Genomic DNA, 23,503 nt, shown 5'->3' with positions numbered 1-23,503 from the left:
AGCGAACACCGCGGTTTTTCAGGCATTACGCGTTATCGTTCTTCGCGGGCAAGCCCGCTCCCACAGGTCTTACGCCAGCCTCGGAAATCCCGTCACATCAACACCTTGCACCACTTTACGGATGAAGCTTATAGTCCGCCGGTCGCCCATATGGCGACTGGGTTTGGCGACCCAGAGGATGGCTCTCTTCAATTTAGTGGAGCTTTACCCATGGATCGATATATGCCCATCACCGGAGTCGACAACGACTTCCACGCTCTTTTGATCGACACCGAAGCGCCCCTCGACGTATTGCTCGAAACCGCTGACTACCGCATCCGCGCCGTCACCCAATTGCTGGAAAACCTCGCCATGCGCGAAGAGATCCACTCCGACGCCGTGGTCCTGCACGACTTCGCCCGAGTCCTCGCCATTCCGCTGCGCGATGGCTGCGATTTGATTGACGTGATCGGACGACGATTGCGGGCGCAGATGGCGCCATAAGCAAAATGGGCGACCTAATGGTCGCCCGTTTTTTTTGGTTGAATGCTTGATCGTTCCCACGCAGAGCGTGGGAACGATCAATAAACGCGTCGCCCTTGAGTCCATCGCGAGCAAGCTCGGCTCCTACAGATATAGGCGCCAGACCAACACATTTTTATCCTCTGCCACCCGCACTTCATCCCATGGAACCGCCTACCCGCTACCCAAGTAGCATACGGCCCGCGCAGCGGGCTTCGTACACTCATGCCTCAGACCACGCACCTGCGGGAGGCGAATATGCAACAGGGCCAGACCGATGGCGTCGTCAGTGCAATGTCTCAGGCCACCGATGCTCAGGAGGCCGCCCAGGACCTGGCGCGGCAACTGCTGCATCCGCATTTGGGCTTTGTGCTGTTCTTTTGTTCCGCCGAGTACGACTTGCAGGCCCTGGGCCCGGCCTTGCAGCAGAGTTTTGGCGGAATCCGCCTGGTGGGCTGCACCAGCGCCGGGGAAATCACCCCCAACGGCTATGGTCGCGGCTGCATCACCGCAGTGGGTTTCGATCATCGGCATTTTTCCATCGCCATCGAGCTGATCGATCAGATGGAGCATTTCAGCCTGATCGACGCTCAGCAAATGGTCGAACGTCTGGTGGGCGACTGTCGCAGCAACACCCTGGCGCCGATCAAGGGCAACAGTTTCGCGCTGACCTTGCTCGATGGCCTGTCCAGCCGCGAAGAGATGGTGCTCGCCGCGCTGAGTGCGGCCCTCGGCGATATCCCGCATTTTGGCGGCTCGGCCGGCGATGACAACTACCTGACCCACACCCATGTGTATTTCGATGGCAAGTTCCACAGCGGCGCGGCGGTGGTGGTGTTGGTCAACACCTGGCTGGACTTCGAGGTGTTCACCACCCATCACATCCTGCCGCGCGAAGAGAAACTAGTCATCACCCGCGCAGACAGCGCCTCGCGCAGGGTCTACGAGCTCAATGCCGAGCCCGCCGCCGAGGAATACGCCCGGCATATCGGCGTGCCGGTGGCTGAACTCGATCATCGCGTGTTTGCCGCCCATCCGCTGGCGGTGCGCATCAATGAACAGCACTACGTCCGGGCGATCCAGCAGGTTCACCCGGACCTGAGCCTGAGTTTCTATTGCGCGGTGGAGAACGGCATCGTGCTCACCGCCATGACCCCCGGGCCGTTGTTGCCGAACTTGCAGACGTTGTTCGAAGGCCTTGAGGCGCGGCTCGGCACGCTACTGCTAACGATTGGTTGTGACTGTTTCCTCAGGCGTCTGGAGCTCGAAGACGTCGGCAGCCTTGAGCAAATCGGTGCCTTCCTGCGCGAGCAGCGGGTGATGGGCTTCAACACCTACGGAGAACAGTTCAATGGCATGCACATCAACCAAACCTTCACCGGCGTTGCCATCGCTCGAAACCGGACCCCCGTCAGCCGCTGAGCTGCAGGAGCAGATCGCCCACTTACAGCATGAAAACCGCAAGCTGCAACGGATCAATGGCGCGCTGATCGAACGGATCGAGTCCGGGGGCACCCGTGGCAACGATCCGTATTCGGCGTTTCAGCATTCAGTGGTGCTGGCCGAGCAGGTGCGTGAGCGCACCGATGCACTGAATCAGGCCATGGCCGAACTCAAGGCCGGCAATCATCTGCTCAGCGAAGCCCGGCTGCGGGCCGAAACCGCTCACCGGCACCTGATCGATGCGATCGAGAGCATTTCCGATGCCTTCGTGTTGTTCGATGAAAATCAGCGCATCGTGCTGTTCAATAGCCGCTTCAAGGCGTTCTGGAGCAACAGCCGGGTGCGGATCATGGCGGGCATGCGACTGGCTGAGGTCAAACGCTTGATGACCGGCACCGGTCTGTTCAGCGAAGAACCGCGCGGCCATGCCGATGAGCGTTTGCTCTACCGGTTGCACAACGGTCGCTGGTTGCAGGTCAGCGAACGGCCGACCCAGGAGGGTGGGCGGGTGATCCTCTTCACCGACATCACCGAAGTCAAACTCAGCGAAACCGTGCGCCGTGAACAAGCGGTCGCGCAGAAATCCCACTTGTTGCAGCGCGCGGTCGATAACCTGTCCCAAGGCGTGGCGATGGTGAACGCCGAGGGCGTGCTGGAATTGTGGAATCGCCGCTTCCTCGAATTGAGCGGCCTGGCACCGGTAGCGGCCCATCGGTTGTTTGCCGAGGTGATCGGCGACAGCGAATTGAGTCTGCTGACCCCGGCCAGCCGCGATACCAATGGGCGGGTGGTCCATGAATGTGAGCAGCGGCTCTACGACGGGCGCGTACTGGAAATCCGCACGCATCCATTGCCCACCGGCGGCTTCGTCAACACCTTTACCGACATCACCGAGCGCTATCAGCATGCCGAAGCCCTCAGCGAGAGCGAACGCTGGATTCGCCTGATCACCGACCATGTGCCGGCGCTGATCGCCTACCTGAATGCCGATCTGGTCTACGAATTCACCAACAAGGTCTATGAAGAATGGTACTGCTGGCCACGCGGCGTGATGCTCGGTCAGAGCCTGCGCGAGGTCCACAGCGAAGAGCATTACCAGCGTCTGGAATCCTATGTGGCGCGGGCGCTGGCCGGGGAGAGCGTGACCTTCGAGTTCCCCGAAACCAACATCAACAATCAGGAGCGCTACATGCTGCGCTCCTACGTGCCGAACCGGCTGGCGACGGGCGAAGTGGTGGGGATTTTTGTATTGATCCGCGACATTACCGAGCGCCGCCGCACTGCCGAGGCGCTGCATCAGGCTTATCAGAATCTTGAAGTGCGGGTCCGCGAGCGCACTGCCGAATTGACCACTCTCAACGATCAATTGCTGCGCGAGATTGACGAGCGCAGCCGCGTCGAATCGCGTTTGCGCGAGGCCAAGCTGGAAGCGGAACAGGCCAACCTGTCGAAAACCAAATTTCTCGCCGCAGTCAGCCATGACCTGCTGCAACCGCTCAACGCCGCGCGGCTGTTCACCAGTGCGCTGCTTGAGCGCCGCGAACCGGTGGCCAACGCGATGCTGGTGCGTAACGTCAGCAACTCGCTGGAGGACGTGGAAAACCTGCTGGGTACGTTGGTGGATATCTCCAAGCTCGACGCCGGGGTGATCAAGGCCGATATCGCACCGTTTGCCCTCAGCGAGTTGCTGGAAAACCTCGCGACCGAGTATGCCCAGGCGGCCCGCAGTGAAGGACTGCAATTGCACTTCGTGCCCTGTTCAGCACTGGTGCGCAGTGACATTCAGTTGCTCGCACGGATTTTGCGCAACCTGTTGAGCAACGCCATTCGTTACACCACCAGCGGCCGCGTGGTGCTGGGTTGTCGTCGACATCGTCAGCGGTTGTCTATCGAGGTCTGGGACAGCGGCATGGGCATCGCCGAAAACAAGCTGGAAGAGATTTTTCAGGAGTTCAAACGCGGCGATGTGCAGCGGCCGAATCAGGATCGGGGACTGGGGTTGGGTCTGGCGATCGTCGAAAAAATCGCCGGGATTCTCGGGCACCGGATCACCGTACGCTCCTGGCCGGGCAAGGGCTCGATGTTTGCCATCGAGGTGCCGCTGACCAACAGTGCACCGAAGGTTGCGCCGCAGTTGCCCATGAGCGAACCGATGCTGGAGCGCTTGCACGGTGCGCGGATCTGGGTGCTGGACAATGACGCAGCGATTTGCGCGGGCATGCGTACGCTGCTGGAAAGCTGGGGCTGCCAGGTGGTGACGGCACTCTCGGAAGAAGACCTGGCACGTCAGGTGGACAACTACCATGCAGAGGCCGAACTGCTGATCGCCGACTACCACCTGGATAATGGTAAGAACGGCGTCGATGCCGTGGCGCTGATCAACGCCCGGCGTGCATCACCCTTGCCGGCGTTGATGATCACTGCCAACTACAGCAATGAACTGAAACTGCAAATGCGCGAGCTGGGCCATACCTTGATGCACAAACCGGTGCGGCCGATGAAGCTGAAGATGGCGATCAGTCATTTGTTGGGGCGGCCGTGAGGTACGCCGCATAACCTGTGGGAGCGGGCTTGCCCGCGAATAGGCCATCGAGGGCGCTAAAAGCTTCGCGGGCAAGTCGGATCGCCGCACCGCCGCTCCCACAGGGTTATCACAGACCTTTGAGTTTCCTGTCACCGCCGCAAATACGCCGCAAAATCAATATCCCCGGCACTAAGAATTGCCTGCACCCGATTGTGCACGTTGAGTTTGCGCAGGATCGCCGAAACATGGGCCTTGACCGTGGTTTCGGCGATTTCCAGGGTGTAGGCGATCTGTTTGTTCGATTCGCCCTTGGTCATCCGTTCCAGCACCAACAGCTGTTTGCGGGTCAGCGCCTGGAGCAGTTCGGGCGGGAAGTTAGGCGTGTCATTCATGCTGCGGCGGGTGCTGGTTTTTTGCGTGCGGATGATGTCTGAGGGCAGGTAGACGTTGCCGTTCAGAATCTGCTGGATGGCCTCGGTCATCTGCGCGCGGGGCGAGGATTTGGTGATGAATCCCACCGCACCGTAGGTGATGGCTTGCAATACCACCTGCTTATCCTGCTCGGCGGAGACGATCACCACCGGAATGGTCGGTGCCTCGTTGCGCAGATTGATCAGGCCGTTGAGGCCGTGCATGCCGGGCATGTTCAGATCGAGCAGGATCAAGTCCAGATCGTCATGCTGTTGCGTCAGCTCCAGAGCGCTGTCCAGGTCGGCGGTTTCCATGACTTCACTGCCAGGAAAACCATCGCTGATGACGTTATGAATGGCTTCACGAAACAGTGGGTGATCGTCGGCGATCAGAATTTTGTACATGGCCTTTCACCTCGTTATTTTGATTAGGGTGTGGCGCGAGAACGCTGCTGTGGGAGTCAGGGAAACGGTTCGGGCCGGGCCGGTTCCACTGGCAGGTGCGCCGCCTCCCAGGCATCCAGGCCGTCGCGGTACCAATACACCTCTTTATAACCCATCGCGGTGGCGCGTTTGACGGCGTTCCAGCTCAACCAGCAATCGGCGCGGCAGTAAAACACCAATGCTTGATCCTCGCGCCCGGCCGTGGCTTTTTGCAAGTTGCGCGTGAAATAGTCCCGCCATTGCGGGCTCAGCTCACCGTCACCGGTGTTGGCCAGCCACTGGCTGCCGGGAAGGTTGGCGTGGGGTTGGTCTTCGATGAAACGACCCTCAAGCCACTGTCGACGGTACACGTCGATCAGTACCGGCTTCGGCGTTTGCGCCAGCAAGGTTTGCAGGCGTGCGGTGTCGATGATTCGGGCACCCTCTATATGATCCGGCGTCGGGCTGCGGTAGAGGCCGGTGCGGTAGCCCTCCGGGGAAAACAGCGGTGTTTCGGCCTGCGCAACGCCCAGCAACAGGCTCAGTGACAAGGCTGCAAGGGGCGGGCGGAGCAGATAACGCGGGGCACGCAGCATAGGGTTTTGGTCCTTCTTGTTATAACCCCATTACATGCCAGTGGTGATGCTTTGTGAATGCGACGATAGACAGGGAAACCAGTACTAAAGTCGTAATTTTTGTGTGCGGGAGGGCGACACCGCTCCCACAGGTTTTGAGTACACACCCAGGTACCCAAAACCCGAAAATTGCCAATCACCCAACCCGCCGTACCGCCGCATGCTGCGGATTGAAGGTCAGCACCGCCAGCAGCGAAAACAGCAGCGTCAACCCCAGGCACACCGCCAGCGCCATCAGGTTGAAGCGCTCGTACAAGGCAAAACGCACCAATTCCACCGCGTGGGTGAACGGGTTGAGGGCGCAGAGCCAATACAGCCACTCACTGGCTTCGCGCATTTTCCACAGTGGATACAGCGCCGAAGACAGAAAAAACAGCGGGAAGATCACGAAATTCATCACCCCGGCGAAGTTCTCCAGTTGGCGGATGGCATTGGACAACAACAACCCCAGCGCACTGAGCATCAACGCCACCAACAGTAACGCCGGCAACGCCGCGATTAGACCGAAGGCCGGCGGTTGCACACCATAGATCCAGGCGATGCCAAGAAAGGCATACACCTGCAGCAGAGAGATCAATGAGGTCGCCAGCAATTTGCTGCTCAACAAAAAGGCCCGGGGCAGGGGGCTGGTCAGCAACACCCGCATGCTGCCCATTTCCCGGTCATAGACCATCGACAGCGACCCCTGCATGCCGTTGAACAGCAGGATCATGCAGGCCAGCCCGGGAATGATGTAGACCTCGTACGGAATGTAGGTGTCATAGGGTTCGATGATGGCGATGCCCAGCGCCGCCCGGAAACCTGCAGCGAACACCAGCAACCACAGCAATGGCCGCACCAGCGCACTGAGAAAGCGCGTGCGCTGCAAGATAAACCGCAGCCATTCACGCAGGACGATACCGCTGAAACACTGCCAATAAGCGTTCATCGAGCCGCTACTCCTGGGGTAGTGAGGCGCTGGAACACCGAGGTCAGATCGCCGCCGTGTTCGAGGCTCAACACTTCAGCTTGCCCGCTGGCCACCAGCAGGCCTTGATGCAGAATCAACAGATCATCACTGGCCTGCACTTCGTCCAGCAGATGGGTGGTCCAGAGCACGCTGATACCGTGGTCGCGGCACAGGCTACGAATGTGCTGGTTAAGGGCCAGGCGGCTGGCGGGGTCGAGGCCGACGCTGGCTTCATCGAGCAGCAACAACCGTGGCTCATGCAGCAGCGCACGGGCAATTTCCACGCGACGGCGGTGGCCGCCATTGAGTTCGCGGACCCGTTCACGGCGCCGCTCGGTCAGTGCCTGGCGCGCCAGTTCGGCGTCGACCCGCAAGTGGGTCTGACGCCGGGACAGCCCGTGCAACGCGGCGTGGTAGCGCAGGTTCTGCTCGACGCTGAGGTCCAGGTCCAGCGTGCTCTGCTGAAACACCACGCCCAATTGACGCAACGCCGGACGCGGGGCGCTGCGCAGCGAATGACCGCCGACCCGGATGTCACCGTGCTGCAGGTCATACAGGCGCGTCAGCAGGGCGATCAGTGTGGATTTTCCTGCGCCGTTTGGCCCCAGCAAGGCGGCGAAGCGCCCAGGCAGCAGGCTGAACGTCACTTTGCGCAGCGCTTCACGGGGGCCGTAGGCAAAACTCAAGTCAGTTACTTCCAGAGCGTTCATGGGGTCACCACCACGCCCCAGGGATAACGACCGACCTTGACCGACTTGATGACCTTAAGACTGTTCACGTCGATCACCGACACATCGCCGCTGACGCCATTGGTGGCCAGCAATTGACTTTGATCCGGGGTGAACGCCATCTGCCAGACCCGACGGCCCACCAGCAGATAGTCGAGAACTTCGAAGGTCTTGGCATCAATCACCGCGATATGGTTGGCCGGGCCCAGGGCAACGAACGCGTATTTGCCGTCGGCGCTGAGTTTGACGCCGACCGGTTGAACCTTGTCCGGGTGCACGCCCTTGATCTGGAATTTCAGCGTTTTGAGGATCTTGCGGGTCGCGACGTCGAGAATCGTCACCGTGCCGCCAATCTCTGCCGAGGCCCAGAGCTGCGAGCCATCCTGATTGAACTCGACAAAACGCGGCCGCTGATCCACCAGTGTGCTGTCGGCCAGGGTCTGGGTGCTGGTGTCGATCCAGTGCAGCATGTTGGTGGTTTCGCTGGTGTTCACCGCCCATTTGCCGTCGGGGCTGACGGCCATGCCTTCCGGCTCGACGCCGACGTTGACCTGAGCCAGGACCTTGGAGGTTTCGGTGTCGATCACCGTCACCAGCGCATCGTCCTCGTTGGACACGTACAGCCAGCGATTATTGGGGTGCAGGGCGAATTGCTCGGGGTCTTTGCCGGAGGGCAGTTCCTTGATGATTTTGCGGGTGGCGACGTCCATCACCTGGACCCGGTCCGAGTCGCTGGCGCAGATGTACAGCAGCTTGCTGTCATGGGACAGCAACAAACCCCGTGGGCGCTGGCCGACGGCCAGGGTGTCGGTGACTTGCAGGGTCTGCATGTCGATCAGGCTCAGGCTGTTGTCCTTTTCGTTGGAGACCCAGGCAGTGCTCGCCAGCACGGGCGCGGTGGCGAGCAGTAAGGCGGATGCAAGCAGGGTGCGGCGCATGGCAAGTTCCTTGTTGTTGTCGTTGTGGGAATCAGGGAAAGCGGCAGGTCACCTCAGGCTTGTCGTAGCCGAGGCTGTCCATTTCGTTGAAGGGGTGCAGAAAACCGTCCTGGGGCGAAGTACTCACCAGTGCCCGCGGTTGAACGATCGGAATCGGTTGCCGTAACTGACCGTTCCACGGGCGGTAGCTGAGCTTGCGGCCCTTGAAACCATCCAGCGGCAGCTGATCGCTCAGCGCCAGTTGGCGAATCGCTTTGGCATCGCTCTGACGCAATTTGCTCACGGCACTGGCGACACTGCGCACGGCAATCCAGGCGGCAAAATCGCGGTCGTTCATCCAGCGCCCGGCCATGGCTTCGAAGCGCTTTTGCAATTGCGCCGCGCCGTAGGTTTCCACGGTTTTGTGCCAACCGGTTGGCGTCAGGCCCTGAGTGCCGGCGACCGGACGCGGGTACCAGGTCTGGTACGGCACGTACTCGCCAAAGTCGCCGCGCTCATCAGCCACCAGCACCACGTCGTACTCAGCGGTCTGGGTGAACAGCGGCATGTCGGCCTGAGCGCTGCGGCGCTGGTCATTGTCGAAGGACCAGGGTTTCTCCGCGACGATCTGCAAGCCGAAACGTTTTGCTGCCCGGCGCAGGGCAGAGGCATAGGCCTGATCGTCGGGTGTCGGGCCGATGATCAACAGCGCCCGTTGCCATTTGCGCACCACCAGAAACTGCGCCAAGGCATCGGCGAGCATCGCCCGGCTCGGCAAGCTGTGCAGCACGTTCGGCAGGCAACTTGTGCTGCGCAGGCTGTCATCGGCACTACCGGCGTTGAACAGCAGGCTGTCGGGCAGGGCGGCGCTGAGCTGGCGCAAGCTGTCGACCGGTGCGTTCACCACGAATAGCCGCAGTCCCTGGTCGTGCTGGACCTTGGCCGCGTCGAGCAAGGCTTCGGGGCTGTCGACATTGCCGCCGACCAGGCTGTAGCTCTGGTTGAGAAAATGCCCGGTGCTGTTGCTATCCGTAATCGCCAGTTCGGCACCGCGCAGCCCGGCATCGGTGGGCTCGGGAATGATGTTGGACAGCAGCGGGCCGGGATCGGGTCGATAGCCCAGATAGCCGATACGGATCTGCAACCCGGCGTCTGCCGCCTGGCTTTGGGTCGCCAGCAAGGCGGCGCAGCCAATCGCCAGCAGGTAGAACAAGGCATAACTGACAAGCTGGCGCATAGGGCACTCCACTACAGGTAGCGCCAGCATAGGAAGTGACGGAGTGCGGGGAAATATGCAGAAAGTACCAATGAGCCGGTACCAAGGTAGTAGCACCGGAAATATTTCCGGTCGAAAGCTGATTTTGATCGTTCCCACGCTCCCGCGTGGGAATGCAGCCCGTGACGCTCCGCGTCACATCCAGAGCGGACGCGGAGCGTCCAGTGAGGCATTCCCACGCAGAGCGTGGGAACGATCTTGTAAAGTCAGGCCTTCGCCACAAGCCCTACTACCAAGGGAGTAGCGGGCGGCCACCAAAGCAGCATTCGGCTTACAGAAGGCTGTTCTTAAGATGGTGCCATGACCTCTGCAGAGAGGTTTTGCGTGCAATCTTGAGGGCATAACAATGACAACAATACGCAACGCCATGCTTGCCGCCGGGCTGCTGGCCGGTTTGATCAGCGCAGGTTCCGTCCTGGCCCACGGCAACGTGGTACCACAAGCCGTGGAAACCAAAGGTTTGACCCCAATCAAGGACGCCGGGGTGCAGGTCGATGGAGATGGCTGGGCGGCGGTAAACCCCTATCGCACCTCCCCGGAACACGACCGGGCACTGGAAATCGGCTCCTCGGCCTATAACCAGAACTGCGCGGCCTGCCATGGCCTGGAGGCCAAGTCTGGCGGTATCGCACCGGACCTGCGTCTGCTCGATGTCGGCGACGCCGGGGACGAGTGGTTCGTTCAGCGCGTGCGTAACGGTGCTGTGCGCGATGGTCGTGTCTACATGCCGAAAATGGCCGACTACTTGAGTCAGGAAGCCTTGTGGGCGGTACGTACCTACCTGGACAGCGTGCACGTCGAGGAGTAACCCATGCGCCTGCTCGCTGTGTTGTTTACCGCTCTGCTGCTGTGCTGTCAGACGGCACAGGCGCAGGTCCGCACTTACGATGAAATGATCGCCGCGGGCGAGCTGAAGGTCGCGGTCTATAAGGATTTCGCGCCCTACAGCTTCGAAGACGGCGGCCAGCCGCGTGGCGTCGACGTCGATCTGGCGAAGGCCTTGGCCAAAGCCCTCGGGGTGCGTCTGGAGTTGGTTTGGGCACCGGCGGGCGAGAAGCTCGACGATGACCTGCGCGACTACATCTGGCGCGGCAATCAGCTGCGTAACCAGCAGTTGGCCGACCTGATGATGCGCGTGCCTTACGACCGCGATTACTCACAAAAACGCAACGAACTCGGCGAGCTGGAAAACGACCATGTGGTGATGTTCGGTCCTTACCAGAACGAGTCCTGGCAGGTCGCGTATGACCGCCGCCGACTCGACTCGGTGGGCAGTGTCGCGGTGTTTGAACACCACCCGATTGGCGTCGAAGTGGACAGTGTGCCGTCGTTCTACCTGACCTCGGTGTTCAACGGCATGCTCAGCGCCAAGACCCACCATTACCCCAGCGTGCCGCAAGCCTTTGCCGCGATGAAGGCCGGTGAGGTGGATGCGGTGATGGCGATGCGCGGCGAGATCGACTGGCAAGTGCATGAGGCCAAGGACTCGCAACTGGCGCTGGCAGAAAATGCCTACCCGAACATGGGTAAACAGCTCTGGGAGATCGGCATGGCCGTGCATGAAAGCAATCGCCAACTGGCCTATGCCGTGGAAGAAGCCCTGGAAGGACTGATTCGCGACGGCACGCTCAAGGCGATCTATGCCGAGTACGGCCTGCGCTATGAAGTGCCGGAGATGTATCAATAGGAGCGGGCGATGAACTGGCGAGCGAGTTGTCTGTTGGCCTGTTGGTTGCCGCTGGCGGCACAGGCCATCGAGGTCGATCCGGGCAAGGACCCGGTGCCTTCGGTGATGTGGTCCTTCTATCACAAGCAGATGCTCGGTGATGCGCCGTTTGTGTTCGATGAGCGGGTCAAGCTGCTGGCTCCGCCGTTCGCCGAGGATGCCCGCCAGGTGCCACTGGAAATCGATGCTCGGGCGTTCAAGGGCGAGGTAGTGAAGATCCTCGCCTGGGCCGAGCTCAATCCGTTACCGAAGATCGTCGATTTTCAACCCGGGGAGCGGGTGCTGCCCTGGCTGTCGATCCGCATTCGTATCGAACAGGCCACGCCGTTGCGTGCGGCGGTGCTGACCCGCGATGGGCTCTGGCATGTCGGCTCAACCCTGATCGACGCCGCTGGCGGTGGCTGCACTGCGCCCAGCGTGGTGCGTACCCAACCGGGTTGGGAAGAGCACATCGGCGAGGTCCTTGGCGGACGTTATTCGCGTGGCGAGTTCAGCCGTTTGCGGGTGCAGGTGGCGCATCCGATGGATAACGGCATGGTCAGCGGGGTTCCTGAGTTCTTCCTCAACCATGCCGAGCTGCGCGATGACGCCGGTAAGGTGCTGGCCAGGCTTGAGCTGTTTCCGGCGGTCAGCGAAAACCCGAACCTCGCATTTGACGTTGAGGGGGCAGGGCAGGCCCGTTTGCTGCTGCGCGATAACAGCGGCAATGAATTCAATGCGGCGATTCCCTGAATAAAAGGAGCGCGCCATGCGCTGGATGCTGCTGTTATGTCTTTCTCTGAGCCTGCAGGCCTTGGCGGACTTCGACTATCCACTCAAACCCCGGCAGATCGCCAAAGACACCTGGCTGCTGGAAGGCAGCACCGACAATTTCGCCAAGGCCAATGGCGGCAATATCGTCAATACGGCGTTTATCGTCACCGAGAACGGAGTGGTGGTGATTGATACCGGTCCCTCGAAACGTTACGGCGAAGCCCTGCGCAAAGCGATTGCTGCAACCACCGATAAACCGGTGATTCAGGTCTTGTTGACGCACCACCATCCCGATCATGTGCTGGGCAATCAGGCGTTCAGCGATGTGCCCATCGGCGCACTGGCCGGCACCACTGAATTGCTGCGTCAGCAAGGCGATGCGATGGCCGAGAACATGTATCGGCTGGTCGGCGACTGGATGCGCGGCACCGAGGTGGTGCTGCCGACCCAGGAGATCACACCCGGCACCCTGAATATCGGTGGTCACTCGTTGCGCCTGTTGGGGCTGCGCGGGCATACCGGCGCCGATCTGGCGATTCTCGATGAGAACACTGGCGTGCTGTTTGCCGGTGATCTGGTGTTTTATGAGCGGGCCCTGACCACGCCCAACAGCCCGGGCCTGGAGGTGTGGCAGGCGGATATCGATCAGCTCGAAGCTTTGCCGTGGAAGATGATCGTCCCTGGCCACGGCCCGGTCGCCACCGACCACGCACCCTTTGCGCAGATGCGTGACTACCTTGGCTGGCTCGACCAGTTGATGCGCGACGGCGCCGCCAGCGGCAGCGAAATGGGCGAGATGATCCGCAGCCCGATTCCCGAGCGCTTTGCCGGTATCAGCCTGAGCCGCTATGAACTGATCCGCAGCGTCAGCCATTTGTACCCGCGCTATGAGCGGGGGCAGATGAAGCGGGTGGATGACAACTCGCGGCCGTAATGCAGCCCTGTGGGAGCGGCGGTGCGGCGATCCGACTTGCCCGCGAAGGACTCGCTGCGGTTGCCAGTTCCACCGCGTCATCGTTCTTCGCGGGCAAGCCACGCTCCCACAGGTTCTGTGTTGGTCTTCCATTCAGTTCCTTGTACCAAGGAACTAGAAAACTCAGTACTGCGGCTAATTGTCGCCAGGGCCTCACGGACCAAGAATCTGCACCAGACCGGGAAAATTCCCCGGGTATAACAAAAACCGCAGAGGCAGCCGTCATGACCCAACCCGCACGTCGCCAACCCTTCGCCTTGAGCCTGCTGCTCAGTGCCATGCTGTTGTCCGGCACCGCACTGGCCGCAGTCACCGATCAAGACATCCTCCAGGACCCGAAAAATCCGGAGCAGGTCGTCACCAACGGCCTTGGCGTTCAGGGCCAGCGCTACAGCCCGCTGGACACCCTCAATGTCAACAACGTGAAGGATCTGCGACCGGTCTGGGCCTTCTCCTTCGGTGGCGAGAAACAACGCGGTCAGCAGGCGCAGCCGATGATCAAGGACGGCGTGATGTACATGACCGGTTCCTACTCACGGGTGTTCGCAGTGGATGCACGCACCGGCAAGAAGCTCTGGCAATACGATGCACGTCTGCCCGATGACATCCGCCCTTGCTGTGACGTGATCAACCGTGGCGTCGCGCTGTATGGCGATCTGGTGTTTTTCGGCACCCTCGACGCCAAGCTCGTGGCCCTCAACAAAGACACCGGCAAGGTGGTCTGGAGCAAGCAAGTCGCCGACCACAAGGAAGGCTACTCCATCAGCGCCGCACCGCTGGTGGTCAACGGCAAACTGATTACCGGCGTTGCCGGCGGTGAGTTCGGAGTGGTCGGTAAGATTTCGGCCTATGACCCGAAAAATGGTGATTTGCTCTGGACCCGGCCGACCGTGGAAGGTCACATGGGCTACGTCTACAAGGACGGCAAGGCGGTCGAGAACGGTATTTCCGGCGGTGAAGCGGGCAAGACCTGGCCGGGCGATCTCTGGAAAACCGGCGGTGCTGCACCTTGGCTCGGCGGCTACTACGACCCGGAAACCAACCTGCTGCTGTTCGGCACCGGCAACCCGGCGCCCTGGAACTCGCACCTGCGTCCTGGCGACAACCTCTACTCCTCGTCGCGTCTGGCACTGAACCCGGACGACGGCACCATCAAATGGCACTTCCAGAGCACCCCTCACGACGGCTGGGACTATGACGGCGTCAACGAGCTGGTGTCCTTCAACTACACCGAAGGCGGCAAAGAGATCAAAGCCGCAGCGACGGCCGACCGTAACGGTTTCTTCTACGTCCTCGATCGTACCAACGGCAAGTTCATCCGCGGCTTCCCGTTTGTAGACAAGATCACCTGGGCCTCAGGCCTGGATAAAGACGGTCGTCCGATCTACAACGAGGCCAGTCGTCCAGGCGCACCGGGCAGCGAAGCCAAGGGCAGTTCAGTGTTCGTCGCACCAGCCTTCCTCGGGGCGAAGAACTGGATGCCGATGGCCTACAACAAGGACACCGGTCTGTTCTATGTACCGTCCAACGAATGGGGCATGGACATCTGGAACGAAGGCATCGCCTACAAGAAAGGCGCGGCGTTCCTCGGGGCCGGTTTCACCATCAAGCCGCTGAACGAAGACTACATCGGCGTATTGCGCGCCATCGATCCGAAAACCGGCAAGGAAGTCTGGCGCCACAAGAACTACGCGCCGCTCTGGGGCGGCGTGCTGACCACCAAGGGCAACCTGGTGTTCACCGGTACTCCTGAAGGCTTCCTGCAAGCGTTCAACGCCAAGACCGGCGAGAAAGTCTGGGAATTCCAGACCGGCTCCGGCGTGCTCGGCTCGCCGATCACCTGGGAAATGGACGGCGAACAGTACGTCTCGGTGCTTTCCGGCTGGGGTGGTGCGGTACCGCTGTGGGGCGGCGAAGTGGCCAAACGCATCAAAGACTTCAACCAGGGCGGCATGCTCTGGACCTTCAAACTGCCGAAAGATTTGGTGGTGGCCAAGCATTGATTTGTGGGAGCGGCGGTGCGGCGATCCGACTTGCCCGCGAAGAACGATAACGCGGTTTTCCTGAAAAACCGCAGCGTTCCCTTCGCGGGCAAGCCCGCTCCCACAAGGGCATAGGCAATCCACCGAAAACTACGACCAAATAACGAGAATCCCCCTGCCAACGGCGCATTCGTCTGGCGCGCGGGGCTCTCTAACATCGATTCATCGCCTGTCTACCCGACAGACATCGACCCAAACAGAGGCCCACCATGATTTACGCTCAACCCGGAACACCAGGCGCCGTCGTGTCTTTCAAACCGCGTTACGGCAACTTCATCGGCGGTGAGTTCGTCGCACCGGTCAATGGCGAATACTTCACCAACACCTCGCCGGTGACCGGTGAAGTGATTGCCGAATTCCCTCGTTCCACCGCCGCCGACATCGAGAAAGCGCTGGACGCCGCCCATGCCGCCGCCGATGCCTGGGGCAAGACTTCAGCTCAGGACCGCTCACTGGTGCTGCTGAAAATTGCTGATCGCATTGAACAGAATCTGGAAATCCTCGCGGTCACCGAAACCTGGGACAACGGCAAAGCCGTACGCGAAACCCTGAACGCCGACGTGCCGCTGGCCGCCGACCATTTCCGTTATTTCGCTGGCTGCATTCGCGCTCAGGAAGGCGGCGCCGCCGAGATCAACGAACTGACCACCGCCTACCATTTCCACGAACCGCTGGGCGTGGTCGGGCAGATCATTCCGTGGAACTTCCCGCTGCTGATGGCTGCCTGGAAACTCGCTCCGGCGCTGGCCGCTGGCAACTGCGTGGTGCTCAAGCCCGCCGAGCAGACGCCGCTGTCGATCATGGTGTTTGCCGAGCTGATCGCTGATTTGCTGCCGCCAGGCGTGCTGAACATCGTTCAGGGCTTTGGTCGTGAAGCCGGTGAAGCCTTGGCCACCAGCAAGCGCATCGCCAAGATCGCCTTCACCGGTTCCACTCCGATCGGCGCGCACATCATGAAATGCGCAGCCGAAAACATCATTCCGAGCACCGTGGAACTGGGCGGCAAGTCGCCGAACATCTTCTTCGAAGACATCATGAATGCCGAGCCGCAGTTCATCGAGAAAGCTGCCGAAGGTCTGGTGCTGGCGTTCTTCAACCAGGGCGAAGTCTGCACCTGCCCGTCGCGGGCACTGGTGCAGGAATCGATCTACGACGACTTCATGAAAGTGGTGATGGCTAAGATCGTCAAGATCAAACGCGGCAACCCGCTGGACACTGAAACCATGGTCGGTGCCCAGGCGTCCGAGCAGCAATACGACAAAATCCTCTCCTACCTGAAAATCGCTCAGGAAGAGGGCGCCGTACTGCTCACCGGTGGCGCTGTGGAACGGCTGGAGGGCGACCTGTCCAGCGGCTATTACATCCAGCCGACCCTGCTCAAGGGCCACAACAAAATGCGCGTGTTCCAGGAAGAAATCTTCGGCCCGGTGGTCGGCGTGACCACTTTCAAGGACGAAGCTGAAGCCCTGGCGATCGCCAACGATAGCGAGTTCGGCCTCGGTGCCGGCCTCTGGACCCGCGACATCAACCGCGCCTACCGCATGGGGCGGGCGATCAAGGCCGGGCGTGTCTGGACCAACTGCTATCACCTGTACCCTGCACATGCCGCGTTCGGTGGCTACAAGAAGTCTGGCGTCGGCCGCGAGAACCACAAGATGATGCTCGACCACTACCAACAGACCAAAAACCTGCTGGTCAGCTATGACATCAACCCGATGGGGTTCTTCTGATTCCGTAAGGACACCAAAGAACCTGTGGGAGCGGGCTTGCTCCGGGCGGCGTTCCGACGATAGCGGACTGACAGTCAACATCGATGTTGAATGTTTTGGCCTCATCGCGAGCAAGCCCGCTCCCACATTAGTTTTGAGTGTGCATCAAGATCTCCCCACCCCCTACCAACGCACCCCGCAACCTCCTTCCAAAGTAGCATTCGGTCACACCACCCCTCCGTGTATTAATGCCTCTACCGGAATTGCCCGGCATAAGAAGAGGCTTGACCCATGTGGACTAAACCCGCGTTTACCGATCTGCGTATTGGCTTCGAAGTGACCATGTATTTCGCCAGCCGTTGATTGTCTTCCCGGCCAATCCTTGCATTGGCCGGGGCCTCCACCCTGGAGCATTGCCCCATGCATATCCGGATTCTCGGCTCCGCCGCTGGCGGTGGTTTCCCGCAATGGAACTGCAACTGCCGCAACTGCGCCGGTGTACGTAACGCCAGCGTGCGAGCACAACGGCGTACACAGTCATCCATTGCCCTGAGCGATAACGGCATGGACTGGATTCTGTGCAACGCCTCGCCAGACATTCGCGCTCAACTTGAGTCATTCCCATCGCTGCAACCGGCCCGACAGCTGCGCGACACGGCGATTGCCGGGGTGATCCTGCTGGACAGCCAGATCGATCATTGCACCGGCCTGCTGAGCCTGCGCGAAGGTTGCCCGCATAAAGTCTGGTGTACCGAAATGGTCCATCAGGACCTCAGCAGCGGATTCCCGTTGTTCAACATGCTCAGCCACTGGAATGGCGGGCTGCAGTGGCAGCCCATCGGCCTGGGCGGTGAACCCTTCAGCATCCCCGGATGTAACCACCTGCGGCTGCGGGCTATCCCGTTGCGCAGCAGCGCGCCGCCGTACTCACCCCATCGCGGCAATCCACAGCCGGGTGACAACATTGGCCTGTTCATCGAAGACCGGCGCAGCGGCGCCAGCCTGTTCTATGCCCCGGGGCTGGGGCAGGTCGATGACCATTTACTCGACTGGATGCACCGCGCCGACTGCCTGCTGGTGGACGGCACCCTCTGGCGCGACGACGAAATGCGTGTCTGCGAAGTCGGCGACAAACTCGGCAGCGAGATGGGGCATCTGCCGCAAAGCGGGCCCGGTGGAATGATCGAGGTGCTTGAGGGGTTCCCCGAACAGCGCAAGATTCTCATCCATATCAACAACACCAACCCGATCCTCGACGAAGATTCCGCCGAGCGGGCGCTGTTGGAACGGCGCGGCATTGAAGTGGCGTTCGATGGGATGGACATCACCCTGTAGCCGCTGCACCTCACACCCATGGCGTCAGATAATTCTGATAAACCAGCAGGCTGCCGATGACAAGGGTGGTCACGGCAACCAGGGTTTGCAGACCGTTCCACAACCAGCTGATGTGACGCACGCTGTGCAGGGGCACGCTGATGATCAGTGACAGCAGGGCCATGCCGCCAATGGAGCCGAGGCCGAACAGCCCCACGTAGACCAGGCCCGTCATCGGTGACGACACGCGGCCCAGAGTGAGCAAAATCAGCGCCGCCGAACCGGCCAGCCCGTGCATCAGGCCAACGCAAAGGGCACGCATCGGGAAATACCGGGGGTGTGGATGCTGGTGATGCAGGCTGTGCAGAGCACAGTCACCGGCATGGGAATGGGCGTGAAAGTGCAGGACGTCACCACCATGACGGTGCCCATGGAAATGCATCCGCTCGCGCAACATGCGCCGTATCAGGTCCAGGCCCAACAGGATCAGCATCACGCCGACCACGCCTTCGAGCCCCTCTGCCAGACGCTCGGGAATGACCCCGTCCATGGACAACACCAGGCAGAACACGACGAGCAGGGTGATGGTGTGTCCCAACCCCCAGACCGCGCCCAACCAAATCGCCTCGCGGGTGCTGCGGCTGCGCGTGGTGAGGGTCGCCACGGCGGCGACATGGTCGGCTTCCATGGAGTGGCGCATACCCAACAGAAAGCCCAGGATCAGCAGTTCGCCCATGATGGTCTCTCAGACCTCGCTAAACAGCTGCCTGCGTAACCAGGCGTACCAGTGAGGCAGTCCCTCACCGTGGGTCGCGGACAGTTGCAGCACTTCAATGTCGGGATTGATTCGGCGCGCGAAGGCGATGCAGGCGTCCACGTCGAAATCCACATAAGGCAGCAGGTCGATTTTGCTGATGATCATCAGGCTCGACGCCCTGAACATGTGGGGGTATTTGAGCGGTTTGTCGGCGCCTTCGGTGACCGAGAGAATGACCACCTTGGCCCGTTCGCCAAGATCGAACAGGGCAGGGCAAACCAGGTTGCCGACGTTTTCCACCATGACCAGCGAATTGGGCGAGGGGTCGAGTTGCTTGAGCGCGCCGGCCAGCATTTCGGCTTCCAGGTGGCAGCCGGTCCCGGTATTGATCTGCACCGCCGGGCATCCGGTGGCGCGGATGCGCTCGGCATCGAACAGCGTTTCCTGATCGCCTTCAACCACGCTGATCGCAATGGTGCCGGCAAGGTCACGCAAGGTGTGCTCCAGCAAGGTGGTTTTACCGGCGCCGGGGGAGCTCACCAGGTTCAGGGCCAGAATGTTCCGGTCTTTGAGCCAGTCGCGATTAAGCGCGGCCAGGCGGTTGTTCTTGGCCAGAATTTCCTGTTCGAGATCGATGGTGGTGCCATGAGCCCGGGCATGTGAGTACGCAGGATCGAGCTCATGACGGTGCGGGTGATCGTGCCCGTGATCAACATCATGCTGCGGCATGCGCACATAAGCGTCGCGCAGATCGTGCTCGCCAACGCGTTGCAGTTTGTGGGTGGTCAGGTCGGTAATTTTCGCCCTGGCACCATTGGAGCAACCACAGGTGGTACACATCAGGCTGCCTCCTCTATTTCCATCGACTTGATCCGAAGCTGGTCGCCACCCTGTGGGCGCTCCAGATTGACCGACCCGCAGCTACAGCTTGAAAGCATGTCATCCATTGCAACGGTTGCGCCGCAATCGCGGCAGCGACTGAGGCCGGGAATGCGGATGATCTCCAGCGTCGAGCCCTGCAGCGACGTGCCTTCGGTGACAACGTCGTAGCAAAAGCGCAGGGCGTCTGGCATGACGCAGGACAAGTTGCCCACCTCCAGCGTGACGCGCAGCACCCGCGCACCGCCAGCGCGCTCGTTGCACGCCTCGACAATGCTCTGGGTAATGGACAGTTCGTGCATCAGCAGATCCTCGGAAGTTGCTCGCCGATCAGCATGTCGACGATGCGTTCGCCGCCGAAGGCGGTGTGCATGATCACGCAGCCGACCGGGCTGTCACCGATCTCACCGATGATCGCGGCGTCTGCGCCTGCCGGGTGCGCGCGCATCGCGGCCAGTGCAGCCTCGGCGTGCTGAGCAGGAACTACGGCCACCAGCTTGCCCTCGTTGGCGAAATACAGCGGATCGAGACCGAGAATCTCCGACACCCCCTTGACCGCTTCGCGCACCGGAATGGTCGGTTCATCGAGGTTGACGCAGACGTTGGCGGCCTGGGCGAACTCGTTCAAAACCGTGGCGATTCCGCCGCGAGTGGCATCGCGCAGGCAGTGAACATCAGGGCAAGCCTTGAGCAGTGCAGCAATCAGGCCGTGCAGTGGCTGGCAGTCGCTTTTGATCGGCACGTCCAGCGCCAGGTCATCACGCGCCGCGAGGATCGCCACCCCATGGTCACCGATGTAGCCGTTGACCAAGACCTTGTCGCCGGGCCGGGCGCGGGTGGCGGCGATGTTGACGCCGACCGGGATGACACCAATGCCACAGGTATTGATAAACAGTTTGTCGACGGCACCACGCTCCACCACCTTGGTGTCGCCCGTGACGATTTGCACGCCGGCCACCTCGGCAGCCTGTTGCATGGAGGTGACGATGCGCCGCAAGTCGGCCACCGGGAAACCCTCTTCGAGAATCACCGCACAGGACAGGTACAGGGGCAGGGCGCCCGAGACGGCCAGGTCGTTGACGGTACCGTTGACCGCCAGATCACCGATGTTGGCTCCGGCAAAAAACAGCGGGTCGACCACATAGGTGTCGGTGGTGAACGCCAGTCGGTCACCGTTTCTGGCCAGGTCACTCAAGGCGAAGCGGGCCTGATCCTCCAGCGGTGCCAACAACGGATTGTTGAAGGTAGCGACGAATACATCGTCCACCAGGTCGCGCATGGCCTTGCCACCGCTGCCGTGAGCCAGGGTGATGGTGTCGCCGCGCACCTTGCCGCTGCGCTGACGGATGCGCGCTGGCGGTTGATCGAGGGCGAGGCTCAGAGGGTCGGGCAGCGTCATGTCTGTTGCTCCCTGTGTGCTTCATCGACAGCGGCTTCGCGTTTTTTCAGGATGTCCACCAGGTCGATGCGACCGTAGTTGTACACGGCGGCGCAGGCGCCTTCGCTGGACACCATCAACGAACCCAGCGGCATCTCCGGCGTGCAGGCGGTGCCGAACACCTTGCACTGCCACGGTTTGATCACGCCCTTGAGGACCTCGCCGCACTGGCACGACTTGGGGTCGGCGATTTTCAGGTTCGGTATCGGGTACTTACGCTCGGCGTCGAAGCGGGCATAGGCCTCGCGCAGCTTGACGCCCGAATGGTCGATCGACCCCAGGCCACGCCACTCAAAGAACTCGCGCAACTGGAAGACCTTGTGCACCGCTGTCAGCGCGGCGTTATTCCCGGCCTCGGGCACCACTCGCTGGTATTGGTTTTCAACCTCGCAACGACCCTCGGCCAGTTGTTTGGTGACCATCCACAACGATTGGAGGATATCCAGCGGCTCAAAGCCGGAAATCACCAGCGGTTTTTTGTAGTGCCTGGCGATGAATTCATAGGGCTCGCTGCCGATCACCATGCTGACGTGGCCGGGGCCGAGGAAACCGTCCAGGGTCAGTTCCGGCGAGTCGAGGATCGCCTTGATCGTCGGGATGATGGTGATGTGATTGCAGAACACCGAGAAGTTTTCGAGGTTCTCGGCGTCGGCCCGCAGGATGGTCAGGGCCGTGGACGGCATAGTGGTTTCGAACCCCAGGGCGAAGAACACCACCTCGCGCGTCGGGTTTTCGCGGGCGATTTTCAGTGCGTCCATGGGCGAGTAAACCAGGCGTACATCGGCACCTTCGGCCTTGGCCTGCAGCAGGCTCTTTTTTGAACCGGGGACGCGCATGGCGTCACCGAACGTGGCGAAGATAATGTTCGGGTGTTGCGCCAGTGCCACGCAGTCATCCACCCGGCCCATGGGCAGGACGCACACCGGGCAGCCGGGGCCATGCACCAGTTCGATGGCGTCGGGCAGCATCTGCTCGATGCCGTATTTGAAGATTGAGTGGGTGTGGCCGCCGCAGACTTCCATCAGTTGTAACGGACGCTTGCGGCAAATCGGAATCTGCAGCACCAGCTCCTCGATCTTTTTCACCAGCACCCGGGCCTTGACCGGGTCGCGGAACTCGTCGACGAATTTCATGGCGGGCTCTCCAGGCCGCCGCGCTCATCGGCGAGCAAGGTGTGCACCAGGTCCCAGAGGATGTGATAGGTGGCGACATGCACTTCCTGAATCCGGTGGATGCTGTCGGTGGGCACCACCAGGCAGTGATCAAGGTCGGCCGAGCGGGCCATTTCACCTCCGTTGCCGCCCGCCAGGCCGATGGTGGTCATGCCCATTTCCTTGGCCTTGGCGTAGGCCTTGAGCAGGTTGCCCGAGTTACCACTGGTGGAAAAACCCACCAGGCCATCTTCGGGCCGACCCAGTGCAATGACTTGGCGGACAAAGATGTGATCGAAGCCGACGTCGTTGCCCACCGCCGTCATCATCGCCTGATCGGCCGCCAGGTTGGTGGCGGTCAAGGCCGGTCTGCCGGCGGTGATCGGGTGCAGGAACTCCACCGCGAAATGTGCGGCGTCGCAGGAGGAGCCGCCGTTACCCATCGATAGCATGCGTCCACCGTGCCGATAAACCGCGGCGATGGCGCGAGCCGTCGCCACGATGGCCTGGGTGTTCTCGGCAAAAAAAAGCTGTTTCACCTCAACGCTGTGGGCCGCTTTTTGTCGCACGGACTCCCGCAGGGCTGCGTCGAGCGCTTCGATCTCTTGCTTGTCACCGTGCAAGAACGGGTACAACCCACGCAGTGGGCTATCACCTTGGGACATAGCCGTGCCTCGCTATCTAGAGTCCTGCATCAGGCGCATTTCCTCGGCCATTTCACCTAGCGCCTGCAGCAGTTCGAGGGTCTTTATCGCCTCGTGTTCATCGATCCGGCTCATGGCAAAGCCGACGTGCACCAACACCCACTCGCCGACGCAATCGGCGTGGGTGCGACCGTCTCCCACCACACAGGAAATGTTGATCGCACGATGGATGCCGCCAATCTCGACCGTCGCGGTGTCCGTCGCGGCATCGACGATCTCGACGATTTGTCCGGGTATGCCTACGCACATAG

At 60.9% G+C, this 23,503-nt stretch carries 24 protein-coding genes; 11 read left to right on the top strand and 13 right to left on the bottom strand.

Annotated features, from left to right (window positions below; genetic code table 11):
- Positions 1–210: 210 nt before the first annotated feature.
- The 3 genes from ACN1C3_RS05155 to nahK all read left to right on the top strand — a co-directional run bounded on the left by ACN1C3_RS05155 (position 211) and on the right by nahK (position 4,486).
- Positions 211–483, top strand: a complete 273-nt coding sequence (locus ACN1C3_RS05155; protein WP_419114716.1) for a hypothetical protein — start codon at positions 211–213, stop codon at positions 481–483.
- 276 nt (positions 484–759) lie between these two features.
- Positions 760–1,923: a nitric oxide-sensing protein NosP gene (gene nosP / locus ACN1C3_RS05150; protein ID WP_419114715.1), complete on the top strand. Its 1,164-nt coding sequence runs from the start codon at positions 760–762 to the stop codon at positions 1,921–1,923.
- Complete coding sequence (gene nahK, locus ACN1C3_RS05145; RefSeq protein ID WP_419114714.1) at positions 1,853–4,486, top strand: hybrid sensor histidine kinase/response regulator NahK/ErcS'; 2,634 nt, start codon at positions 1,853–1,855, stop codon at positions 4,484–4,486. Before nosP ends, nahK begins: the two co-directional genes overlap by 71 nt.
- A 131-nt stretch (positions 4,487–4,617) precedes the next feature.
- Here nahK and ACN1C3_RS05140 read toward each other — a convergent pair whose 3' ends face one another.
- The 6 genes from ACN1C3_RS05140 to ACN1C3_RS05115 all read right to left on the bottom strand — a co-directional run bounded on the left by ACN1C3_RS05140 (position 4,618) and on the right by ACN1C3_RS05115 (position 9,767).
- Positions 4,618–5,283 carry a response regulator gene (locus ACN1C3_RS05140; protein WP_419114713.1) on the bottom strand — a complete coding sequence of 222 codons (666 nt, stop codon included), beginning with the start codon at positions 5,281–5,283 and terminating at the stop codon, positions 4,618–4,620.
- A gap of 56 nt (positions 5,284–5,339) precedes the next feature.
- Positions 5,340–5,897, bottom strand: a complete 558-nt coding sequence (locus ACN1C3_RS05135) for a PQQ-dependent catabolism-associated CXXCW motif protein (RefSeq protein ID WP_419114712.1) — start codon at positions 5,895–5,897, stop codon at positions 5,340–5,342.
- 175 nt (positions 5,898–6,072) lie between these two features.
- The gene (locus tag ACN1C3_RS05130) at positions 6,073–6,864 is read right to left on the bottom strand and encodes an ABC transporter permease (RefSeq protein WP_419114711.1); all 792 of its coding nucleotides are present in this window, start codon (positions 6,862–6,864) and stop codon (positions 6,073–6,075) included.
- On the bottom strand, positions 6,861–7,595 hold the full coding sequence (locus tag ACN1C3_RS05125; protein WP_419114710.1) for an ATP-binding cassette domain-containing protein: 735 nt from the start codon (positions 7,593–7,595) through the stop codon (positions 6,861–6,863). Before ACN1C3_RS05125 ends, ACN1C3_RS05130 begins: the two co-directional genes overlap by 4 nt.
- On the bottom strand, positions 7,592–8,551 hold the full coding sequence (locus ACN1C3_RS05120) for a YVTN family beta-propeller repeat protein (RefSeq protein WP_419114709.1): 960 nt from the start codon (positions 8,549–8,551) through the stop codon (positions 7,592–7,594). The genes ACN1C3_RS05125 and ACN1C3_RS05120 overlap by 4 nt, the downstream gene beginning before the upstream one ends.
- A gap of 31 nt (positions 8,552–8,582) precedes the next feature.
- A complete protein-coding gene (locus ACN1C3_RS05115) occupies positions 8,583–9,767 on the bottom strand; it encodes an ABC transporter substrate-binding protein (protein WP_419114708.1) in 1,185 nt (394 codons plus the stop codon).
- 385 nt (positions 9,768–10,152) lie between these two features.
- On the opposite strand from ACN1C3_RS05115, the gene pedF reads away from it, so the two are divergent.
- From pedF to pqqB, 8 genes are all read left to right on the top strand, one after another.
- The gene (gene pedF, locus ACN1C3_RS05110) at positions 10,153–10,614 is read left to right on the top strand and encodes a cytochrome c-550 PedF (RefSeq protein WP_419114707.1); all 462 of its coding nucleotides are present in this window, start codon (positions 10,153–10,155) and stop codon (positions 10,612–10,614) included.
- Between the two features lie 3 nt (positions 10,615–10,617).
- Positions 10,618–11,493: a substrate-binding periplasmic protein gene (locus ACN1C3_RS05105; RefSeq protein WP_419114706.1), complete on the top strand. Its 876-nt coding sequence runs from the start codon at positions 10,618–10,620 to the stop codon at positions 11,491–11,493.
- Between the two features lie 9 nt (positions 11,494–11,502).
- Positions 11,503–12,264, top strand: a complete 762-nt coding sequence (locus ACN1C3_RS05100) for a quinoprotein dehydrogenase-associated SoxYZ-like carrier (protein WP_419114705.1) — start codon at positions 11,503–11,505, stop codon at positions 12,262–12,264.
- Between the two features lie 16 nt (positions 12,265–12,280).
- On the top strand, positions 12,281–13,219 hold the full coding sequence (locus ACN1C3_RS05095) for a quinoprotein relay system zinc metallohydrolase 1 (RefSeq protein ID WP_419114704.1): 939 nt from the start codon (positions 12,281–12,283) through the stop codon (positions 13,217–13,219).
- 263 nt (positions 13,220–13,482) lie between these two features.
- Positions 13,483–15,261: a PQQ-dependent methanol/ethanol family dehydrogenase gene (locus ACN1C3_RS05090; protein ID WP_419114703.1), complete on the top strand. Its 1,779-nt coding sequence runs from the start codon at positions 13,483–13,485 to the stop codon at positions 15,259–15,261.
- Between the two features lie 248 nt (positions 15,262–15,509).
- On the top strand, positions 15,510–17,030 hold the full coding sequence (locus tag ACN1C3_RS05085; protein WP_419114702.1) for an aldehyde dehydrogenase family protein: 1,521 nt from the start codon (positions 15,510–15,512) through the stop codon (positions 17,028–17,030).
- A gap of 270 nt (positions 17,031–17,300) precedes the next feature.
- Positions 17,301–17,372, top strand: coding sequence for a pyrroloquinoline quinone precursor peptide PqqA (pqqA, locus tag ACN1C3_RS05080; protein WP_010209364.1), 72 nt, complete (start codon positions 17,301–17,303; stop codon positions 17,370–17,372).
- A 57-nt stretch (positions 17,373–17,429) separates the two neighbouring features.
- Entirely contained in the window at positions 17,430–18,344 is a 915-nt protein-coding gene (pqqB, locus tag ACN1C3_RS05075; protein WP_419114701.1) for a pyrroloquinoline quinone biosynthesis protein PqqB, read from the top strand.
- A gap of 10 nt (positions 18,345–18,354) precedes the next feature.
- On the opposite strand, the gene ACN1C3_RS05070 is transcribed toward pqqB, so the two are convergent.
- From ACN1C3_RS05070 to ACN1C3_RS05040, 7 genes are read right to left on the bottom strand one after another with little or no spacing between them, the layout of a single operon-like run.
- Positions 18,355–19,059 (bottom strand): hypothetical protein, encoded by a 705-nt coding sequence (locus ACN1C3_RS05070; RefSeq protein WP_419114700.1) that lies wholly within the window; start codon positions 19,057–19,059, stop codon positions 18,355–18,357.
- Between the two features lie 9 nt (positions 19,060–19,068).
- Positions 19,069–19,920, bottom strand: a complete 852-nt coding sequence (hypB, locus tag ACN1C3_RS05065; protein WP_419114699.1) for a hydrogenase nickel incorporation protein HypB — start codon at positions 19,918–19,920, stop codon at positions 19,069–19,071.
- A complete protein-coding gene (locus ACN1C3_RS05060; RefSeq protein WP_419114698.1) occupies positions 19,920–20,261 on the bottom strand; it encodes a hydrogenase maturation nickel metallochaperone HypA in 342 nt (113 codons plus the stop codon). The genes hypB and ACN1C3_RS05060 overlap by 1 nt, the downstream gene beginning before the upstream one ends.
- Positions 20,261–21,358, bottom strand: a complete 1,098-nt coding sequence (hypE, locus tag ACN1C3_RS05055) for a hydrogenase expression/formation protein HypE (protein WP_419114697.1) — start codon at positions 21,356–21,358, stop codon at positions 20,261–20,263. Before hypE ends, ACN1C3_RS05060 begins: the two co-directional genes overlap by 1 nt.
- Positions 21,355–22,530, bottom strand: coding sequence for a hydrogenase formation protein HypD (hypD, locus tag ACN1C3_RS05050; RefSeq protein ID WP_419114696.1), 1,176 nt, complete (start codon positions 22,528–22,530; stop codon positions 21,355–21,357). Before hypD ends, hypE begins: the two co-directional genes overlap by 4 nt.
- On the bottom strand, positions 22,527–23,213 hold the full coding sequence (locus ACN1C3_RS05045) for a D-sedoheptulose-7-phosphate isomerase (RefSeq protein ID WP_419114695.1): 687 nt from the start codon (positions 23,211–23,213) through the stop codon (positions 22,527–22,529). Before ACN1C3_RS05045 ends, hypD begins: the two co-directional genes overlap by 4 nt.
- A gap of 12 nt (positions 23,214–23,225) precedes the next feature.
- Entirely contained in the window at positions 23,226–23,501 is a 276-nt protein-coding gene (locus ACN1C3_RS05040; protein WP_419114694.1) for a HypC/HybG/HupF family hydrogenase formation chaperone, read from the bottom strand.
- Between the last annotated feature and the right edge of the window lie 2 nt (positions 23,502–23,503).

Origin of the sequence: Pseudomonas sp. H11T01 (assembly GCF_048515765.1) — a bacterium.
Lineage (GTDB): Bacteria > Pseudomonadota > Gammaproteobacteria > Pseudomonadales > Pseudomonadaceae > Aquipseudomonas.
Note: the sequence above shows the minus strand (reverse complement) of the source record. Positions and strands in the feature narration are given on the sequence as shown.

Excerpts from the sequence above, each read along its gene's own strand:
- ACN1C3_RS05105 (WP_419114706.1), top strand. The coding sequence starts at position 10,618 with ATGCGCCTGCTCGCTGTGTTGTTTACCGCTCTGCTGCTGTGCTGTCAG.
- nosP (WP_419114715.1), top strand. The coding sequence starts at position 760 with ATGCAACAGGGCCAGACCGATGGCGTCGTCAGTGCAATGTCTCAGGCC.
- ACN1C3_RS05090 (WP_419114703.1), top strand. The coding sequence starts at position 13,483 with ATGACCCAACCCGCACGTCGCCAACCCTTCGCCTTGAGCCTGCTGCTC.
- ACN1C3_RS05135 (WP_419114712.1), bottom strand. The coding sequence starts at position 5,897 with ATGCTGCGTGCCCCGCGTTATCTGCTCCGCCCGCCCCTTGCAGCCTTG.
- ACN1C3_RS05120 (WP_419114709.1), bottom strand. The coding sequence starts at position 8,551 with ATGCGCCGCACCCTGCTTGCATCCGCCTTACTGCTCGCCACCGCGCCC.
- nahK (WP_419114714.1), top strand. The coding sequence starts at position 1,853 with ATGGCATGCACATCAACCAAACCTTCACCGGCGTTGCCATCGCTCGAA.
- ACN1C3_RS05125 (WP_419114710.1), bottom strand. The coding sequence starts at position 7,595 with ATGAACGCTCTGGAAGTAACTGACTTGAGTTTTGCCTACGGCCCCCGT.
- ACN1C3_RS05100 (WP_419114705.1), top strand. The coding sequence starts at position 11,503 with ATGAACTGGCGAGCGAGTTGTCTGTTGGCCTGTTGGTTGCCGCTGGCG.
- ACN1C3_RS05155 (WP_419114716.1), top strand. The coding sequence starts at position 211 with ATGGATCGATATATGCCCATCACCGGAGTCGACAACGACTTCCACGCT.
- ACN1C3_RS05085 (WP_419114702.1), top strand. The coding sequence starts at position 15,510 with ATGATTTACGCTCAACCCGGAACACCAGGCGCCGTCGTGTCTTTCAAA.
- hypB (WP_419114699.1), bottom strand. The coding sequence starts at position 19,920 with ATGTGTACCACCTGTGGTTGCTCCAATGGTGCCAGGGCGAAAATTACC.
- hypE (WP_419114697.1), bottom strand. The coding sequence starts at position 21,358 with ATGACGCTGCCCGACCCTCTGAGCCTCGCCCTCGATCAACCGCCAGCG.
- ACN1C3_RS05060 (WP_419114698.1), bottom strand. The coding sequence starts at position 20,261 with ATGCACGAACTGTCCATTACCCAGAGCATTGTCGAGGCGTGCAACGAG.
- ACN1C3_RS05070 (WP_419114700.1), bottom strand. The coding sequence starts at position 19,059 with ATGGGCGAACTGCTGATCCTGGGCTTTCTGTTGGGTATGCGCCACTCC.
- hypD (WP_419114696.1), bottom strand. The coding sequence starts at position 22,530 with ATGAAATTCGTCGACGAGTTCCGCGACCCGGTCAAGGCCCGGGTGCTG.
- ACN1C3_RS05130 (WP_419114711.1), bottom strand. The coding sequence starts at position 6,864 with ATGAACGCTTATTGGCAGTGTTTCAGCGGTATCGTCCTGCGTGAATGG.
- ACN1C3_RS05140 (WP_419114713.1), bottom strand. The coding sequence starts at position 5,283 with ATGTACAAAATTCTGATCGCCGACGATCACCCACTGTTTCGTGAAGCC.
- ACN1C3_RS05040 (WP_419114694.1), bottom strand. The coding sequence starts at position 23,501 with ATGTGCGTAGGCATACCCGGACAAATCGTCGAGATCGTCGATGCCGCG.
- ACN1C3_RS05095 (WP_419114704.1), top strand. The coding sequence starts at position 12,281 with ATGCGCTGGATGCTGCTGTTATGTCTTTCTCTGAGCCTGCAGGCCTTG.
- pqqB (WP_419114701.1), top strand. The coding sequence starts at position 17,430 with ATGCATATCCGGATTCTCGGCTCCGCCGCTGGCGGTGGTTTCCCGCAA.
- ACN1C3_RS05045 (WP_419114695.1), bottom strand. The coding sequence starts at position 23,213 with ATGTCCCAAGGTGATAGCCCACTGCGTGGGTTGTACCCGTTCTTGCAC.
- ACN1C3_RS05115 (WP_419114708.1), bottom strand. The coding sequence starts at position 9,767 with ATGCGCCAGCTTGTCAGTTATGCCTTGTTCTACCTGCTGGCGATTGGC.
- pedF (WP_419114707.1), top strand. The coding sequence starts at position 10,153 with ATGACAACAATACGCAACGCCATGCTTGCCGCCGGGCTGCTGGCCGGT.